The 17,868-nt window shown below is 43.9% G+C and carries 15 protein-coding genes; all 15 read left to right on the top strand.

Annotation, left to right across the window (positions count from 1 at the left end; genetic code table 11):
* Window positions 1–271 precede the first annotated feature (271 nt).
* The 15 genes from ACOMA8_RS00135 (at window position 272) to ACOMA8_RS00065 (ending at window position 17,860) form a co-directional block, all read left to right on the top strand.
* On the top strand, window positions 272–1,753 hold the full coding sequence (locus ACOMA8_RS00135) for a nicotinate phosphoribosyltransferase (RefSeq protein ID WP_161899098.1): 1,482 nt from the start codon (window positions 272–274) through the stop codon (window positions 1,751–1,753).
* The gene (gene nadE, locus ACOMA8_RS00130) at window positions 1,750–2,574 is read left to right on the top strand and encodes an ammonia-dependent NAD(+) synthetase (protein WP_161899097.1); all 825 of its coding nucleotides are present in this window, start codon (window positions 1,750–1,752) and stop codon (window positions 2,572–2,574) included. The genes ACOMA8_RS00135 and nadE overlap by 4 nt, the downstream gene beginning before the upstream one ends.
* Before the next feature lie 386 nt (window positions 2,575–2,960).
* Entirely contained in the window at window positions 2,961–3,662 is a 702-nt protein-coding gene (locus tag ACOMA8_RS00125; RefSeq protein ID WP_421367380.1) for a GntR family transcriptional regulator, read from the top strand.
* 215 nt (window positions 3,663–3,877) lie between these two features.
* Window positions 3,878–5,215 carry a PTS sugar transporter subunit IIC gene (locus ACOMA8_RS00120; RefSeq protein ID WP_421367378.1) on the top strand — a complete coding sequence of 446 codons (1,338 nt, stop codon included), beginning with the start codon at window positions 3,878–3,880 and terminating at the stop codon, window positions 5,213–5,215.
* A gap of 66 nt (window positions 5,216–5,281) precedes the next feature.
* On the top strand, window positions 5,282–5,542 hold the full coding sequence (locus ACOMA8_RS00115; protein WP_421367376.1) for a hypothetical protein: 261 nt from the start codon (window positions 5,282–5,284) through the stop codon (window positions 5,540–5,542).
* Window positions 5,539–6,630 (top strand): DUF871 domain-containing protein, encoded by a 1,092-nt coding sequence (locus ACOMA8_RS00110; protein WP_421367373.1) that lies wholly within the window; start codon window positions 5,539–5,541, stop codon window positions 6,628–6,630. Before ACOMA8_RS00115 ends, ACOMA8_RS00110 begins: the two co-directional genes overlap by 4 nt.
* 33 nt (window positions 6,631–6,663) lie before the next feature.
* Window positions 6,664–7,776 (top strand): amidohydrolase/deacetylase family metallohydrolase, encoded by a 1,113-nt coding sequence (locus ACOMA8_RS00105; RefSeq protein ID WP_421367371.1) that lies wholly within the window; start codon window positions 6,664–6,666, stop codon window positions 7,774–7,776.
* Entirely contained in the window at window positions 7,760–8,851 is a 1,092-nt protein-coding gene (locus ACOMA8_RS00100; RefSeq protein ID WP_421367369.1) for a DgaE family pyridoxal phosphate-dependent ammonia lyase, read from the top strand. The genes ACOMA8_RS00105 and ACOMA8_RS00100 overlap by 17 nt, the downstream gene beginning before the upstream one ends.
* 13 nt (window positions 8,852–8,864) lie before the next feature.
* The gene (dagF, locus tag ACOMA8_RS00095; RefSeq protein WP_421367367.1) at window positions 8,865–9,605 is read left to right on the top strand and encodes a 2-dehydro-3-deoxy-phosphogluconate aldolase; all 741 of its coding nucleotides are present in this window, start codon (window positions 8,865–8,867) and stop codon (window positions 9,603–9,605) included.
* Between the two features lie 13 nt (window positions 9,606–9,618).
* Complete coding sequence (locus ACOMA8_RS00090; RefSeq protein WP_421367364.1) at window positions 9,619–10,626, top strand: sugar kinase; 1,008 nt, start codon at window positions 9,619–9,621, stop codon at window positions 10,624–10,626.
* 420 nt (window positions 10,627–11,046) lie between these two features.
* A complete protein-coding gene (locus ACOMA8_RS00085) occupies window positions 11,047–12,885 on the top strand; it encodes an LTA synthase family protein (RefSeq protein WP_421367362.1) in 1,839 nt (612 codons plus the stop codon).
* A gap of 124 nt (window positions 12,886–13,009) precedes the next feature.
* Window positions 13,010–13,765, top strand: a complete 756-nt coding sequence (locus ACOMA8_RS00080) for a tRNA 2-thiocytidine biosynthesis TtcA family protein (protein WP_421367360.1) — start codon at window positions 13,010–13,012, stop codon at window positions 13,763–13,765.
* 601 nt (window positions 13,766–14,366) lie between these two features.
* The gene (locus ACOMA8_RS00075; RefSeq protein ID WP_421367358.1) at window positions 14,367–15,278 is read left to right on the top strand and encodes an ABC transporter permease; all 912 of its coding nucleotides are present in this window, start codon (window positions 14,367–14,369) and stop codon (window positions 15,276–15,278) included.
* Window positions 15,279–15,289: 11 nt separating this feature from the next.
* Window positions 15,290–16,171: a carbohydrate ABC transporter permease gene (locus tag ACOMA8_RS00070; protein ID WP_161899086.1), complete on the top strand. Its 882-nt coding sequence runs from the start codon at window positions 15,290–15,292 to the stop codon at window positions 16,169–16,171.
* Window positions 16,172–16,258: 87 nt separating this feature from the next.
* Window positions 16,259–17,860, top strand: a complete 1,602-nt coding sequence (locus ACOMA8_RS00065; protein WP_161899085.1) for a type 2 periplasmic-binding domain-containing protein — start codon at window positions 16,259–16,261, stop codon at window positions 17,858–17,860.
* Window positions 17,861–17,868: the final 8 nt, after the last annotated feature.

The following is a 17,868-nucleotide window of genomic DNA, read 5'->3' as shown; positions in this document are numbered from 1 at the left end:
GATGCAAGAGGCTTATTTATTTTGGCTCGATTTCTATCAGTAAAAGATTGGCTCTCAAAATGGCTATATTTTTAGCAAGTTTTGCCTGTCTTTTGGTAATTTCTACTGTTAAACGGCGGCGTTTGCCACCCTATTGCTGATTTTTTGTTATAATGGAGGGCGAATATAGGGGTGCAGCGGTGTGTTCACCGAAAAGGCAGTCAGTAGTGCTGCCTACAGCCGGATTTAACAGATACTGCCGGTTGCTGCAGAAAAGAAAGGGAGAAAATTCATGAAACGATACCCGGACGACAGTTTAACACTGCACACGGACCTTTATCAGATTAACATGATGCAGACTTATTGGGAATTGGGACGGGCAGACCGCAATGCTGTTTTCGAATGCTATTTCCGTGAAATGCCTTTCAACCACGGCTACGCAATCTTTGCCGGCCTAGAACGGCTCGTTCACTATCTGGAAAATCTAAAGTTTAGTGAAAGTGACTTGGAATACTTACGGGAAGTTGGCGGTTACCCGGAAGATTTTCTACAATATTTAGCTGACTTTGAGTTCAAATGTTCAGTACGTTCGGCGTTAGAAGGAGACCTGGTCTTTGCGAATGAACCGATTGTCCAAGTGGAAGGACCTCTGGGACAAGCACAGCTGATTGAAACGGCTTTGTTAAATATGGTGAATTTCCAAACCTTGATTGCCACGAAAGCTGCCCGTATCAAATCTGTTATTGGCGACGATCCTTTGTTGGAATTTGGCTCTCGACGCGCACAAGAGGTGGATGCTGCCTTTTGGGGTACGCGGGCGGCTTATATTGGCGGTGCCGACGCTACCAGTAATGTTCGGGCAGGGAAAGTTTTTGGAATTCCGGCTAGTGGAACCCATGCCCATTCTCTGGTGCAATCTTACGGGAACGATTACGATGCTTTCATGGCCTACGCCAAAACTCACAAAGATTGTGTTTTTCTAGTAGATACCTACGATACCTTAAAATTGGGCGTACCTACAGCTATTCGCGTGGCTAAAGAAATGGGCGATAAGATCAATTTCCTGGGTGTGCGCATCGATTCTGGTGATATGGCCTATATCTCCAAACGAGTGCGGGAACAGTTGGATGAAGCTGGCTTTACAGAGGCGAAAGTTTATGCTTCCAACGATTTAGATGAAAATACAATTCTCAGTCTGAAAATGCAAAAAGCCAAAATTGACGTCTGGGGTGTCGGCACCAAACTGATCACTGCCTATGACCAACCAGCTTTGGGAGCAGTCTACAAATTGGTCTCCATCGAAAACGATGAGGGCGTAATGGAAGACACTATCAAACTTTCCAGTAATGCTGAAAAAGTTACCACACCGGGTAAAAAACAAGTATGGCGGATCAATCGCAAATCAGATGGTAAATCTGAAGGGGACTACGTAACTCTGGTAGACGAGGATCCTCGCGAAGAAGCGGAAATCTTCATGTTCCACCCGGTTCACACCTTCATCAATAAAACGGTGCGGGATTTTGACGCGCGGCCGGTCTTGCTGCCAATCATCGAAGAGGGCCGTTTAATCTATGATTTGCCAGATCTGGAGCATATCAAAGCCTATGCGCAAGACTGTTTGAGTTCATTGTGGGAAGAATACAAGCGGGATCTCAATCCGCAACAATATCCAGTGGATTTGTCTACTGATTGCTGGAACCATAAGATGGCCATCATGGAAAAAGTTCGCAAGCGGGTAGCTGCTTCAAGTGAGAAAGGGGATAACGAATTGTGAGTTTGCAAACAGAAATCATCAAAGAACTGGGCGTCAAACCTGAAATCGATCCAAAGGCTGAGATTCGTGTCAGCGTCGAGTTTATGAAGGCTTATTTACGAAAGTATTCCTTCTTGAAAACATTGGTGTTAGGTATTTCCGGCGGGCAGGACTCCTCTTTAGCAGGTCGTCTGGCACAAATCGCTGTGGCAGAACTACGAGAGGAAACGGGAGATAACAGTTATCAGTTTATTGCCCTTCGATTGCCTTATGGCGAACAAGCCGATGAAGAAGATGCCCAACGAGCACTGGCCTTTATTCAGCCGGATGTAAGTCTGGCGGTAAACATCAAGCCAGCTGTAGATGCCCAAGAAGCCGCTGTCGAAGCAGTGGGTATTGATGTTTCTGATTTCAACAAGGGCAATATCAAAGCACGTCAGCGTATGATTACCCAGTACGCCATCGCCGGTGCCAAAGCTGGTGCTGTTATCGGGACTGACCATGCAGCTGAAAATCTCACGGGCTTTTTCACGAAATTCGGTGACGGTGGAGCGGATATTCTACCGCTGTTTCGTTTGAACAAGCGACAAGGCAAGCTGTTACTCAAGGAATTGGGAGCACCAGCGGAATTGTACTTGAAAATTCCGACTGCTGATCTGGAGGACGATAAACCATTAGTGGCCGATGAAGCAGCTCTAGGAGTCACCTATGATGAAATCGACGACTATTTAGAAGGCCGCCAAGTTTCTGAAGCTGCTCGTCACACGATTGAAAACTGGTGGCAGAAAACTCAACATAAACGCCATTTACCGATTTCGGTCTTAGACGATTTCTGGAAATAGCTAAAAGTAAGGCAAAAACCGAATATTCTGATAATTTGTTTGCAGAATCACGGGTTTTCTTTTGCATAATAACTCCTCTTATTTTATACTATAAGTGGGAGTTTTGGGGAAGACTCCGTCAACAACGGCTAGAGGATACCATTTTGGTTCCTCTTTTTTTATTGTCAAAAGGCAAAGGCTTTGTTCGAAAAGATTGTATTTTCCCAAAAGAAACATTATACTTTTTTCGTTGAAAGAATCACAAAAGCGTGAACTGCCAGGGTAAAAATGATTTTTGAATAGTCTATGGATACTGCTAGAATGCGTTTTAGAGAGGGTAACAAGTGAAAAACAGTTTAACAATCTGTGATGTTTTTTGTCACGGTTTTTAGGAGAGGGGGCTAAAAATGAAACGGGCCAAGATTATGTATCTGGAGATTGCCGACCAGATCAAAAGTGAGATCATCAATGGTAAATATCCGGTGGGCAGCCTCCTGCCAACAGAAAACGAGCTGGAGGCGTTGTTTGGTGTCAGTAAAATCACCGTTCGTAAAGCCATTGAAATTCTGGCGGCTGATGAATACGTGGAGAAGAGAAGCGGCAAAGGGACTACGGTTTTAAGCGACCGTCCGTATAATAAATTATCCAAAGCGGCCAGCTTTTCGCAGCTCTTGAAGGAAGCGGATCTGCAATTAGAGACGCGTATTTTAGATTTGAAGAAGCAAAAGTTGACGCCGGCTGATGAGCTATATGCTTATTTTGGACGAGAAATGCTCGTCTATCGGCGACTGTATCTGCTTCAGGGGCATCCGTATATCTTGTTTAGCCACCATTTGCCGGCAGCGCTGAGTAAATTGCGACCGGCGGTATTTGCGGGGACGTCTTTATACCGTCTTTTAATCCTGCAAGGCTATGAGATTGAAAGCTTTGAAGACGACTTTGTAGCGGTACAGCTGAGTGAAAAAGAGCAGCAGCTACTAGAAACCACCAGCAACATCGGGCTCAAGCGCATCCGTAAATCATCAGCGGCTGATGGCAGTTTAGTGGAATATTCGACGGCGATTTATGATACAGCCAGACATCCTTATCAGATTGCTTATGAGACCTGAGTGAAAAGAATAGTTGGGTTTGGTGCCAATTGCTTGTGTCAGTTTAGACCTCTGGGAAACGGTGAACTCCGTTTTCCAGAGGTTTTTTCATTTTCCAGCAAAAATTATAAATAAAAAACAAAAAAACGTTTACAGACATCTAAAATCGTGTTATATTTCTTTGTGTAAAACATTATAATGTTATAAACTAAAACGGATTTTAGGAGGGTACTGCAATGAAAGGATTTGTAGGGGTCATCGAGGAGAAGATCATGCCAATTGCCAATAAAATGGGCAATCAGCGACACATGGTGGCCATCAGAAAAGGGATCATCGCGACGATGCCACTGACCATTGTCGGCTCATTCTTCACGATTCTATTGAATATTCCGGTAGACTCGATTGCCGCAATGATCGAACCGTATCGGGAAATCTTGGATGTGCCGTTTCGTTATACGGTAGGAATTTTGGCATTGTATGCTACTTTTGGGATTGCATCTTCTTTGGCCCGTTCTTACAAGCTGGATTCACTGACCGCGGGGATTTTAGCAACGATGGCTTTTCTAGTGACTGCTGCACCACCGCTTAGAGTATTCGAGGATGTAGATGGCGTAATCGCTGCCGGCCGTTATATCAATATTGCTAATCTGAGTTCCAGCTCATTATTTGGTTCAATCGTTACTGCAATTGTATCTGTTGAAATTTATCGTTTCTTTATCGTTAAAAATATTACTATTAAGATGCCGGATGGTGTACCACCGGAAGTTTCAAATTCCTTTATCGCATTGGTTCCTGGAGCGGCAATTTTGATCTTGTTCTGGGTGCTTCGCCATATGATTGGTTTTGATTTGAACGGCTTTTTGAGTAATCTCTTGATGCCACTGAAAGGTGTCTTAGCTGGAAACAGTCTGTTTGGTGGACTTTTGACGGTCTTCTTGATCTGTTTCTTCTGGGTGTTGGGGATTCACGGGCCAGCTATCATGGGTCCGGTCATTCGACCTTTTTGGGATATGTCGATTGCTGAAAACATGGAAGCTTTCCAAGCTGGAACCAACGCCCATGATTTGCCAAACTTGTTTACAGAACAGTTCTTGCAATGGTTTATCTGGATTGGCGGCGCTGGCACGACATTGGCATTAGTGGTCTTGTTCTTGTTCTCAAAATCAAAATATTTGAAAAAATTGGGTCAATTGTCAATTTTACCAGGACTTTTTAATATCAATGAACCTGTGATTTTCGGGGCACCAATTGTAATGAACCCCGTGTTGGCAATTCCATTTATCGGCGCACCACTGATCACGACGACTATCTCATACTTTGCGACTGTCTCTGGGTTGGTGCCGCGAATGGCTGCTCGTTTAGGGTTTGCAATGCCCTCACCGATTGCAGCTTGGATGAGTACTGACTGGAGCATCACGGCAGCCATTCTGGTTATTTTCAACTTTGTCTTGACTCTGGGAATCTACTACCCGTTCTTTAAGGTCTTTGAAAAACAACAGTTGGAAAAAGAAGCTGAAGAGCTGGCACAAGAAGCTGCTGCACAAGCAGAACCAAAACACGTTACTGTATCTTAAAGAAGGGGAGGTTAGGCTCGCAGTCGGGAAATTTAGACTGCAGGCTTGACCTTTTTGGTGATTGACATGCTGATTTTATTGCTTGGACTGTTTATCGTTTTGCAGATTTTGCTGGAGAAAAAGGGCCTGCCGCCTAAATTGGCGCAGGTAAAACTCCGCTACTTACTTTTGGCCAGCATTGGCTTTATTGTCGGTGCTATGTTGTTAGGGCTGTTGTTGCACATTCCGGTTCCACTGACGGCTGCTGCCACAATAGCTGCCAGTGTGGTAATCAGCTATCGTTTTCGCCTCCGATATGACAAATTTGAGAAAGGAAAGATCATATGAAACGCAAATTAGGAATTTCACTTTACCCGGATCACAGCGATCCCCAAGCCGACCGGTCTTACCTTGAAACCGCGCAGAAATACGGATTTAGTCGTATTTTTATGAGTATGTTGGAAGTTACAGATGGAAAAGAGGCAGTTGCTGCAAAATTTAAAGAGTTGATCTTTTTTGCAAAAGAGTTGGGATATGAGACAATCTTAGATGTAGCGCCAGCGATTTTTGACGAGTTGGGGATCAGTTATGATGATATGCGTTTTTTCCATGAGTTAGGTGCTGATGGCATTCGGTTGGATGTCGGTTTTGATGGCAACAAGGAAGCAATGTTGACTTACAATCCGCAACAAGTGGCTATTGAATTGAATATGAGCAATGATGTCGCTTATTTAGACAATATTTTGACCTATCAGGCGAACCGCCCTTACCTATACGGCTGTCACAATTTCTATCCTCAAGCGGGCACTGCTCTTCCTTATGATTTTTTTGCAAGTTGCAGTCGTCGCTTTAAAGAACAGGGAATCCGGACGGCGGCTTTTGTGACGTCACAGGTAGGACAGATTGGTCCATGGGATGTCAATGATGGGCTGCCAAGCTTGGAGATGCATCGAAAGTTGGCACCGGCTACGGCTGCCAAGCACTTATTTGCAACTGGCTTAATTGATGATGTAATTATCGGCAACGCCTATGCATCTGAAGCTGAACTGGCCGCAATGGGGGAGATAGATCGTTATCAGACAGCCTTTTCGGTGGAGTTTCTGCCAAGTGCAAGCGAACTGGAAAAGCAGATTGTTTTGAATGAACAACATTTTCGTCGTGGGGATATCACAGAAACGATGATCCGTTCAACGGAAGTTCGTAAAAAGTACAAAGCTGAGACCAATCCGCCCCACGATAACCTGGCAGAATTTCAGCCGGGGGATATCGTGATTGGCAATGATGACTTTGGTAAATATAAAAACGAGCTGCAGTTGGTCTTATTGCCTCACAAGGACAGTCGTAAAAATAAAGTGGCCGCGATTCGACCAGAAGAGCAGATTTTACTGCCGTTTATCGCACCATGGTCGAAGTTTCGTTTTACGGAAAAAAACTGAGGGATTTTTGATCCCGAAAAAAGGATGAAGAAGATGTATGATTTAGTGATCAGAAACGGACGTACAATCACAGGGGAACAGGTGGAAATAGCTGTTACCGACGGAAAGATTGTCGAGGTGACAAAAGTAATCAGTGGTCGCGGGGCAAAAGAGTTGACTCTTGCAGACGACGAGCGATTGTCCGCCGGCTGGATCGATGATCACGTACACTGCTTTGAGGAGATGAATCTGTACTACGATTATCCGGATGCTATCGGCGTGGAAAAAGGTGTGACTACAGTGATTGATGCTGGCACAACTGGGGCAGAAAATATTGGCCGTTTTTATCAGTTGGCCCAAGCGGCAAAAACCAATGTCTATGCACTGGTGAACATCTCCAAGTACGGGATCGTGGAACAAGATGAATTGGCCGACCTCACAAAGGTTCAATCACAACGAGTGGCAGAGGCCTTAAAAGCCTACCCCAATTTTATTTTAGGAATCAAGGCTCGCATGAGCAAAACTGTAATTGGAGACAACGGCATCAAACCACTCCTTATGGCAAAGGAAATTCAAGCAGAAAATCAGCAGTTGCCTTTGATGGTACACATTGGCTCTAATCCTCCGGAGCTGTCAGATATTTTGGCAGTTATGGAAAAAGGCGATGTCTTGACCCACTGCTTCAATGGTAAGCCCAACGGAATCCTGGATCAAAAAACAGACCGTATCAAAGATTTTGCCGTAGCTGCGTACCAACGAGGTGTGGTTTTTGATATTGGGCATGGAACCGATAGCTTCAATTTCCATGTAGCGGAGATTGCGCTGGCAGCTGGAATCAAATGTGAAAGTATCAGCACCGATATCTACATCCGCAATCGGCAAAATGGGCCGGTCTATGACATGGCTACAACATTGGAAAAATTACACTTAGTTGGCTATTCGTGGGAAGAAATCATTGATAAAATCACCATCGCGCCGGCTGAAAACTTCAAATTAACCACAAAAGGCCGCTTGCAGCCGAAGATGGATGCGGACTTTACAATTTTCAAGATTGGCAAGAAAGAAAAACAACTTACCGATTCCAATGGTAACGTACGTACGACGGATGAAGTGATTCAGCCAGTCAAAACCATTATAGGAGGCAGAATCTATGACAATCAGTTATGAAAAATTCGGCTTGAAAGATGTAATCAATGCTTCAGGACGGATGACGATCCTAGGGGTCTCTAAAGTGTCTCCATCCGTATTGGCAGCACAGCGCTTTGGCGGCGAACATTTCTTTGAGATGGCAGACCTTTTGGAAAAGACCGGCGCTTATTTGGCCGATTTATTAGACGTTGAAGATGCACAAATCGTCTCTTCAGCTTCTGCCGGGATTGCCCAGTCAGTAGCAGCAGTTATCGGACAAGGAGATCTATACCATACCTATCATCCTTATACTTCCCGCGTGACGCGCAGAGAAATCCTATTGCCTAAAGGACACAACGTTGACTATGGAACTGCAGTAGAGGTCATGGTAGAGATGGGTGGGGGACGTGTCGTTGAAGCCGGCTATGCAAACATGTGCACACCAGAGCATATCGAAATGATGGTTACCGCAAACACGGCAGCTGTTCTTTATATCAAGAGCCACCACACTGTCCAAAAAAGCATGTTGACGGTTAAGGAAGCCGCCGCAGTAGCCCATCGTCATGGTTTGCCTTTGATTGTCGATGCTGCTGCCGAAGAGGATCTGTTTAAATATATCCGTGAAGGCGCAGATTTGGTAATCTACTCTGGTGCAAAAGCTATCGAAGGACCGAGTGCTGGCTTAGTGATTGGGAAAAAAGAACTGATTTCATGGGTGCGCCTGCAAGGTAAAGGCATCGGTCGCGGCATGAAAATCGGTAAAGACAATATTTTAGGCTTTACCCAAGCCGTAGAAGACTATTTAGCCAATGGCAGCGAGTCTGGAGCAGCGATGCAGAAACGACTGGTTCCATTTGTGGCAGCAATCAATGAAATCTCAGGGCTGCAGGCTACTATCGTACAAGACGGTGCCGGCCGCGATATTTATCGGGCCAGTGTTAAAGTCAGCGGCCCCAAGACTGCTAAAGAAGTTATCCAAGGATTGAAGCTGGGCAATCCGGCAGTTTATACCCGGGAATATCAAGCCAACAATGGCATCATCGAATTCGATGTGCGCTCGGTAAATGAAAATGAATTGCAAAAAATCGTGAATCAACTAAAAGAAATCATCTAAAGGAGAATTTATTATGTCATTGACCCCGAATTATTTGGAAGACCGTATTTGTTTGAATGTCTTGGCCAACTCTGTTGAAAACGCGAAAGCTTGCTATGAAGCAGCTGACGGCCACGTTGTTCTCGGCGTTTTATCTAAAAATTATGAAACAGATGAAGCGGCAATCACCGATATGAAAAGATATCAAGAGGCCTGCGACAATGCACTGTCAGTAGGTCTGGGCGCCGGCGATCCCAATCAAAGTCAAATGGTTTCTCGGTTATCCGGTGTGTTGCAACCGCAACATGTCAATCAGGTTTTCACTGGCGTAGGAACATCCCGCGCTCTTTTGGGACAAGGAGAAACTGTGATCAACGGGTTGGTTTCACCTACTGGCAAAGTGGGCTATGTGAACATTGCGACTGGGCCGCTGAGCTCCAAAACGCCAGAAGCCATCGTTCCTATCGAGACAGCTATTGCACTTTTGAAGGATATGGGAGGTAGTTCTATTAAATATTTCCCAATGAAAGGCTTGGCACATAAAGAAGAATATCAAGCTGTTGCCAAAGCTTGTGGGGAAAATGACTTCTACTTGGAACCTACCGGCGGCATTGACTTGGAGAACTTTGAAGAAATTTTGCAGATTGCAGTGGATGCAGGGGTTAAAAAAATTATTCCTCACGTCTATAGCTCAATCATCGACAAAGCCACAGGTGACACGCGTACCGAAGACGTGCAGGCGCTGTTGCAGATGATGAAAAATACGCTGAAATAAGGAGTCGGACAACATGAAAATCGGTGCTTTCGGAGAAGTGATGCTGCGCTTGACGCCGCCGGAATACTTGCTTTTGGAACAGACCAATAATTTGCGGATGGAATTCACCGGTACTGGCGTAAATCTCCTGAGTAACCTTGGTCATTTAGGGCAAGAGGTCAGCTTAATGACCAAACTGCCGGCAAATCGACTTGGACAGTCGGCAGCGGCCAATCTGAAAAAATTGGGAATTGCCACAGATTATGTTGGATACAGTGGTGATCATCTGGGCAGCTTTTTTGCCGAAGTAGGTTATGGTCCGCGGGCAACACAGGTCACTTATCAAAACCGCCGCAATAGCGCCTTTAGTTTGGCAGCTGCCACGGACTATGATCTGTCAGCCTTTGTTTCAGAGATGGATTTGATCCATATTTGCGGCATCTCTTTAAGTTTGACCGAAAAAACGGCGGCTACTGCACAAGCGTTAGCAGAAACAGCAGCGGCAGCCGGTAAACTGGTGTGTTTTGATTTCAATTTTCGCCCCAGCTTGAACGATGGCGCCGGACAACGAGAATTGATGAAACAGCGCTATTTGGCAATATTGCCTTTTGTGGATCTAGTCTTCGGCTCGACGCGAGATTTGGTGGAGCTGCTGGGCTTTGGAGAGACGCCGGCTACAACGGCTGAAGCAGAAGAATTGATTCAAGCCTTTTTAAAAACCTATCAGATTCGCTGGTTTGCCGGAACGAAACGGGGGCATGATGAAAAGGGCAGCTTGCTTACCGGTCTCTTGTACACAGAAGCTGAGAGCTGTACGTCTCAGACCTATTCGTTACAAGTGTTGGACCGGATTGGTGCTGGGGATGCGTTTGCAGCAGGAATTCTGTGGGGAATCGCGCAAGAAAAGACATTGGCAGAAACAGTGTCATTTGCTTGTGCCAATGCTGTGCTCGCCCATACGATCGCTGGGGATGTCCCACTGACTACCGAAAAGATGGTGCAGCATTTTATGTCTGCGCCACAGGTGGACTTGCTTCGCTAAATGCAGCAACAAATGCAGCAACGAGCAGTTTCAAAAAGGTTCTTATTTGAAAAGAATCGACGGGTCTGCTGTTGGCTGTGGCTAGTGTTTCACTTGGCAGTTCATTAAAACACACAAGACCGACTGTGACTTATTGGAAAGTAAAAGCATTTTTGAAGCGGGGAAAAAACCGAAAGCAATCGGTTTTTTCTTCGCTTTTTTGGCTATTGATTCGCTGCAGGAATTGTTTTTTTCATAAAAGGGCTTTCGGTTATTCCCGCCTGCTTTACAAGGCCTAAGGAACAGACTAAAATAAAAGCTATTGACGAGAAAATAACGATTTTTTCTGAGTTTTTGTGTCTGATTTTTTAACGGATTCACTTTGTGGTGAAGTCGGTTGGTGATTTTGTTGGTAAATTTAACGGTTGGGAATGACGAGATGTGTTGAAGAATCATAACAAGTTGCGCTGGTTTTTAAAGGGGGGTGGAGTATTCTTTCTGATCCTTTTTAGTAATCTCTATCTGCAGTTTTGCCAAAATAATTTGTCACTGGATCTGGCATTGAAGTTTGCTTTTTCCTGGCACGAACAGAAATTTTTCTTAGGGTGTCTGGTACTCTTGGTACTGTACGGGGTGATTGCTTCGGTGATTGGCTCTGTCGGGATGGGAGCAGTGGTGTATGGTGTGTTCATCGGAATCTTAGGCTTTGCAGATTACATGAAGATGACCTATCGCCAGGAACCGGTTTATCCTGATGATTTAAAAATGGTGACCAATCTTGGAATGATGAAGGATTTGGTGGGAACCCCATTGTTTATTCTGTTGCTGGTCTTGATTCTGCTTTCTTTGGCTGGTGTGGTGTGGATGTTCATCCGCAGCTTGAAACTGACACGCAAACAGCAGTTTTTCCGTGGCGGGATGTTTTTGGCCTGTGTCTTGCTCTTAGGTTATTTCAGCAATTTCAATGATGAAAATAATCTGCTGCGTAAAGGCTACAATCATACTGCATTATGGATTCCCTACTCACAAAAAATGAATTATTACAATGTCGGTTTTGTCGGTGGCTTTTTGTACAATCTAAAAGTAGTGCCAATGGATGAACCCGCTGGCTACTCGGAAGCAGCTGTTAAAGAAGTAGTAGCAGATTACCAGAAAAAGGCGGCAGCCGCCAATAAAGCAGCCAGCCCATTAGATGACAAAACGGCGCCAAATATCGTTTATGTTATGAGCGAGAGTTTTTCAGATCCTAACCGCTTGAAAGGCGTGGATATCAGTGGTGATCCGTTGAAAGATTATTATGAAGTTGCTGACAAGACCTATAGTGGTCAAATGCTGTCACAAAACTATGGCGGCGGTACTGCCAATATCGAATTTGAAGCCTTAACTGGTTTTTCCATGGAATTGTTCAATCCGCAAATGACTACTCCTTACACCTTGCTGGTACCTAAGCTAAAACAGCTGCCTTCTTTGGTTTCTTTGTTGAAAGACCAAGGGTATGATACGACAGCAATTCATCCCTATGACACGTCGATGTATAAGCGCAAGGACGTTTATCAGGTACTAGGCTTTGATGAATTTTTGGATCAGGATACGATGAAGCATACCGAAAAACTGGAAAATAATCCCTATATCTCTGATGAGTCAGCCTATGAAGAAGTCATGGATTGCTTGAAATCAGCAGACAATCCCCAATTTGTCCATCTGGTGACGATGCAAACTCATATGCCTTATGGTGGCAAATACGAAAACATTCCCTACCAAGTGACAGCTGAAAACGGCAATCTTTCTTCAATCGCCAACTATGCGCAAGATGTCGCCTATGCCAGCGCTGCATTGAAAAATTTTGTCGCAAAACTGGAACAACTGCCGCGCCGGACGTTGGTCGTTTTCTGGGGAGATCATCTGCCGGGAATTTACTCAGATGAAATCCAAAAAGCCAACGATGGCACCCAGCTGCATGAAACAGAATTCTTGCTGGTAGATAGTCAAGGCAAGCTTCAAAGCGTGGGCAATGATCATTTGTCTAGTCCGTTTTACTTTGCTCCGACGCTGTTGCAACAAGCAGGTCAGCAGGTCAGCGGCTTTTATCAGCTGCTGCTCGATTTGCAACAACAATTACCAGCTTTTGAAAAAGGAATGTATCTGCAAGATGGGCAATGGGGAAAAACAGCAGCGTTTGACAAGGAGACAGCCGCACGGTACAAAGATTACCAATTGATTCAATATGATGTGCTGGCGGGTAAGCAATACAGTTTGAAAACAACGTTCTTTAAAGAGTAATAAAGTTTAGCGGTTGCGATGAGCAGTTTTTCGCAATCGACTACATAATAGTGAGAAAACCATTTTTACACAACGTTTTCTGATAGCTGTAAAAGAATAACTAGATTAGTTGAGGAGTTTAACGATGAGTTTTGTAAAAAAGGACAATCAGCGGTATTTCAACCCTATGCGGCGGGCCATCTTGAAGCACGATATGATTCGACCGAAAGATAAAGTAGCTATTGGGATGTCCGGTGGCAAGGATAGCACCACACTCTTGTATCTGTTGGATACGATTCGACGGCAACAACGTCTGGGGTTTGACTTTGAGATTCAACCGATTACTTTGGACATGGGCTTTGCCGGCGTCGAACTGCAACCAATGCAAGATTTTGTGGAAAAACTCGGCTATGAACTGGAAGTTGTACCTACCAATATCGCCAAAGTCGTCTTTGAAATTCGGGAAGAACGTTCCCCCTGTTCCCTTTGCGCCAAATTGCGAAGAGGGACACTGTATACCCGTGCCAAAGAACTGGGCTGCAATAAAGTAGCGCTGGGCCATCACCTAGATGATGCTGTGGAAACCTATTTTATGAATTTCTTATTTCATGGGCAACTGAATAGTTTTGAACCGGTTAGCTATTTGAGCAAAACCGGGGTGACCTTGATTCGTCCTTTGATTTATATTGAAGAACAAGAGATCATCCGCTATGTAAACCGAGAAAAACTGCCGGTAATCTTCAATCCCTGCCCGGTGGACAAACAGACTAAACGAGAAGAAATCAAGCGTTTTGTTGCTACAATAGCTGAGACCTATCCTGATGTGCGGGAAAAGTTCATTATGGGGATGGAGCAAGGAACAGCAGCTGATTTCTGGAAGAAGAGTTTAGTCTTACCGTAACAACTGAAAAGAAAGTGACACTAGCGGCAATGATTTTTTTCTAAGGAAGCAGCGCTAACTTAGAAGTAAACTGCTATTTAAGAAACAGGATGATCAATGACCCGCAAGCTGCGAAAGTTAGTGCAGCAGTCTTTTCAGAATCTGATTGTCTGCTCACGTTTTAAGTGAGAACAATTTGAAATTAGCCTAAGCGATTGAAAAACAGGAGACTCCTGAAGCTGTGTAATAAACGCAGTAGAAGGGGACCTGTTTTTGTCGAAAGTGAGGGCTGGTTTATTGAATTTGCGAAAGCTGATTGAAAGACTCAACTAAAAAGGCTTCGTGAAAACGTTTAAATAAAAACGTTTCTATAGAAAAGCGGTACTACCCTTTCTTACAGGTAGTACTTTTTTCTGCATTTAAAAGTAAAAAAATCAGAATTGAACTATCGTAAATACCTTTATATAGGCTTTCTTAAGCCGGTTTTTCATTTTCTAAAAAAATTTATCTGAAAGGGGTTGCATTTTCTGGCGGCGAGAATTATACTCGCTTATAGAAACGTTTCACCGAAAGCTTGAAGGGAGTCTGCTAATTAAAGTGAACAGTAGGAGAGGAACAGCATATGAAGAAATTATCTGAGATTTGGAAGCAGCGACAACTGCACTGGATGGTTTTACCGGGTGTCGCATTTATGATCGTGTTTAACTACATTCCAATCTACGGAATTATTATCGCTTTTAAGAATTATACGATTGTGGATACCATCACTTCGGCACCGTGGGTAGGATTGAACAATTTTAAAATCATCATGGAAGACGCTTTCTTTTGGGAAGCTGTTCGAAACACATTGGGCATCAGCTTGTTGAAATTGGGGCTGGGTTTTATGATCCCGATTGTACTGGCAATCATGATTTTTGAAATGAAGGATGGTCGCTTGAAAAAATTCATTCAGACTGTTTCTTACATTCCCCATTTCTTTTCGTGGATTGTATTAGGCGGCATGTTGATTTCCTGGCTGTCCTCTAACGGTTTTTTAAATCAAGTGTTGATTTCACTGGGTGTGATGGATAAGGGTGTCAATCATCTCTTGGATCCGGATAAGTATTGGTGGATTGCTGTTTTATCTGATTTGTGGAAAGAAGTCGGTTGGGGGACAATCCTTTATCTAGCTGGGATGTCTCGTATCGATCCGACATTTTATGAAGCAGCCCGTATCGATGGCGCAACCAAACTGATGCAGATCCGAAAAATCACCTTGCCATTGTTAACGCCAATTATTTCACTGAATCTGATCTTAAATGTCAGCGGGATACTAGGTTCTAATTTGGATCAAACATTGGTTTTGATGAATTCTCAAAACCAAAGCAAATCTGAAGTTATCAATTCATTTGTTTATCGCATGGGGTTGGCACAGGGGGACTTCTCCTATGCAACTGCAGTTGGTTTAGGTATTTCCGTGATATCAGTTATTTTGCTGGTGATTACTGACCGAGTGACCCGTAATCTAAATAATGGTAAATCGGTTATTTTATAGGAGGTGACGAAATGATCAAACGACATTCACAAGAAAATAAATGGTTCTACTTTTTTAACACGCTGATCTTGATCTTATTCTCACTTCTGATCATCGTGCCAATCTGGAACATTTTAGTATCTTCTTTTTCTGCCAATTCTGGCTTAGGGCAAAATGGCTTAGTCCTCTGGCCAAAGAACTTTACGCTTGAAAACTACAAAAAAGTTTTTTCGGATGCCAGTATTCCCCAAGCGTTTGGAATTTCAGTCTTAAAGACTGTGATTGGTGCACTGACACATACCTTGTTTTGTTCAATAGTAGCCTATGGATTGAGTAAATCCCATCTGATTGGCCGTAGTTTTTATACGACTCTTGGAGTGATTACCATGTACTTTGGTGGTGGGATGATTCCTACGTATTTGCTGATTAAATCGCTGGGTTTATTAGACACCTTTTGGGTTTACATCATTCCGGCATTGTTTTCTTATTATGATACCGTGATTTTGATGAACTTCTTCCGCGAAATTCCACCGTCACTTGAAGAGTCGGCAAAAATTGACGGAGCTTCAGAGTTCACGATTTTTTCCAAGATTTTTTTGCCCTTGACTAAACCGGCGTTAGCGACAATCATCCTATTCAATGGTGTTGGTCAGTGGAACGACTTTATGACCACCAAATTATATATCACCAAAGAATCCCTTTACCCATTGCAGATGAAGATTTACGAGATCATCGTGCAATCCAATCTGAGTACCATGACGGAAAGTGGGAGTACCGATGTGGTCGTTCAAGCGACGACTCGTGGGGTACAATTAGCCACTATCGTGATTACAACAGTTCCGATACTTGTCATTTATCCGCTGCTGCAAAAGCATTTTATCGGCGGTATGATGGCAGGAGCTGTGAAAGAATAACTTTGGTTTTTGCGGCGTAGGACCGCCGAAAGCGCGCCGGCGATCTAAAAGCGCTGTTTCAACACTAAAAAGAAAGAGGTCAAAGAAATGAAAAAATTACTGACAGGCACATTGTTGGCAGCAGCAGTCCTTGGTTTGGCTGCCTGCGGAAACGGCGGCGACAAAGATCAAGCCGCGGATTTTTCCATCAAGGACCGTTACGAGTTGGATGAAAATACACCAGCTTGGAAATTGGACAAGAAAGAAGAAACAACAAAGATTCGTTGGTACATTAATTCCGATTGGACGGCACTGCCTTTTGGCAAAGATGTCACTACTGCCCAGATCAAAAAGGATCTTAATATCGACATCGAATTTATTTCCGGTGATGACTCTAAGCTGAACGCGATGATATCTGGCGGTGACCTTCCGGATATCGTAACCCTCACCAGTAAGACGGGGCAAGCAGCTTTGAAGGCCGATAGTTGGGCTTATTCATTGAATGATCTGGCCAAAAAATATGATCCTTATCTTATGAAAGCAGTCAATGAGGATACATTCAAATGGTACTCGCTGGACAATGGCAAGACTTATGGCTACCCAAACTACTCCAACACTGCTGCAGATTATGAAAGTGGCAATATTCCAGTAAATGACAACTTTGTAATCCGTGAAGATGTTTATGAAGCTCTGGGCAAGCCAGACGTTTCTAAACCAGCGGACTTCGTGAAAGTTATGCAAGATATCAAAGCGAAATTTCCTGATCTGACACCGATGGGCTTTACTACCGTAGGGGATGGTGCGGGTCCTTTCACTGATAAGTTGCAAGACTTTTTGGGTGTCCCTTTAGAAGATGCCGATGGTAATTTTTATGATCGCAACTTGGATGAAGAGTATGTCAACTGGTTGCAAACTTTGAATCAGGTGTATCGGGATGGCAATATCTCTGACGATAGCTTCACTGATGATGGCCCTACCTATGATGAAAAAGTTAAACAAGGACAATACGCAACAATTTTGGTAGCCGGTACGAGTGGTCAAGGGGGCAACTTTACGGAGTTCACTAAAAATTCTGGCACGAAATATATTGCTATTGATGGTCCAGAAAGTACTTCTGATCGCAAGCCCACGATGAATCAAACAGGGATTTCCGGTTGGTTGAGCAATTACATTACCAAAGACGCTAAAGATCCAGCCAAAGTAACGGAGCTGTTCACTTATTTGATTGATGAACCAGGGCAAATCTTGACCAAATACGGTGTTGAAGGCGTAACTTACGAATACAACAAAGAAGGCAAGATTGATTATCTACCGGAAGTTAAAGAAATGGAAAAAACGGATAATGATGCCTATAACCAAAAATATGGTATCAGTCGTTTCAACTACTTCAACAACGACCGGGTCAACGCGTTGAAAGTCACTACCGAATCTGCTTTGACTCAGATGCAAGCATGGGGCAAAGGTAAGCTTGTACCGCATTTCGTGATTGAAAACATCAATCCGGATTTAGGAACCCCAGAAGCTCGTTCCAACGAGGCTATTGAAACCAAGTTGAACGCTAGCGTGATTTCAATGATCCGTGCCAAAGACGAAAACAGCTTTACCAGTACTTTGGACGAATTTAAGAAGTTCTTGGATAACAACAAATGGGACGAAATCAAGAAGATAAAATCCGAAAAAATGGCTGAAAACCGCGAAAAACTCCAATAAGTCACAGA

This window comes from Enterococcus infantis (assembly GCF_049166715.1).
GTDB lineage: Bacteria > Bacillota > Bacilli > Lactobacillales > Enterococcaceae > Enterococcus_C > Enterococcus_C leclercqii.
Note: the sequence above shows the minus strand (reverse complement) of the source record. Positions and strands in the feature narration are given on the sequence as shown.

Excerpts from the sequence above, each read along its gene's own strand:
- ACOMA8_RS00135 (WP_161899098.1), top strand. The coding sequence starts at position 272 with ATGAAACGATACCCGGACGACAGTTTAACACTGCACACGGACCTTTAT.
- ACOMA8_RS00125 (WP_421367380.1), top strand. The coding sequence starts at position 2,961 with ATGAAACGGGCCAAGATTATGTATCTGGAGATTGCCGACCAGATCAAA.
- ACOMA8_RS00120 (WP_421367378.1), top strand. The coding sequence starts at position 3,878 with ATGAAAGGATTTGTAGGGGTCATCGAGGAGAAGATCATGCCAATTGCC.
- ACOMA8_RS00115 (WP_421367376.1), top strand. The coding sequence starts at position 5,282 with ATGCTGATTTTATTGCTTGGACTGTTTATCGTTTTGCAGATTTTGCTG.
- ACOMA8_RS00110 (WP_421367373.1), top strand. The coding sequence starts at position 5,539 with ATGAAACGCAAATTAGGAATTTCACTTTACCCGGATCACAGCGATCCC.
- ACOMA8_RS00105 (WP_421367371.1), top strand. The coding sequence starts at position 6,664 with ATGTATGATTTAGTGATCAGAAACGGACGTACAATCACAGGGGAACAG.
- ACOMA8_RS00100 (WP_421367369.1), top strand. The coding sequence starts at position 7,760 with ATGACAATCAGTTATGAAAAATTCGGCTTGAAAGATGTAATCAATGCT.
- dagF (WP_421367367.1), top strand. The coding sequence starts at position 8,865 with ATGTCATTGACCCCGAATTATTTGGAAGACCGTATTTGTTTGAATGTC.
- ACOMA8_RS00090 (WP_421367364.1), top strand. The coding sequence starts at position 9,619 with ATGAAAATCGGTGCTTTCGGAGAAGTGATGCTGCGCTTGACGCCGCCG.
- ACOMA8_RS00080 (WP_421367360.1), top strand. The coding sequence starts at position 13,010 with ATGAGTTTTGTAAAAAAGGACAATCAGCGGTATTTCAACCCTATGCGG.
- ACOMA8_RS00075 (WP_421367358.1), top strand. The coding sequence starts at position 14,367 with ATGAAGAAATTATCTGAGATTTGGAAGCAGCGACAACTGCACTGGATG.
- ACOMA8_RS00070 (WP_161899086.1), top strand. The coding sequence starts at position 15,290 with ATGATCAAACGACATTCACAAGAAAATAAATGGTTCTACTTTTTTAAC.
- ACOMA8_RS00065 (WP_161899085.1), top strand. The coding sequence starts at position 16,259 with ATGAAAAAATTACTGACAGGCACATTGTTGGCAGCAGCAGTCCTTGGT.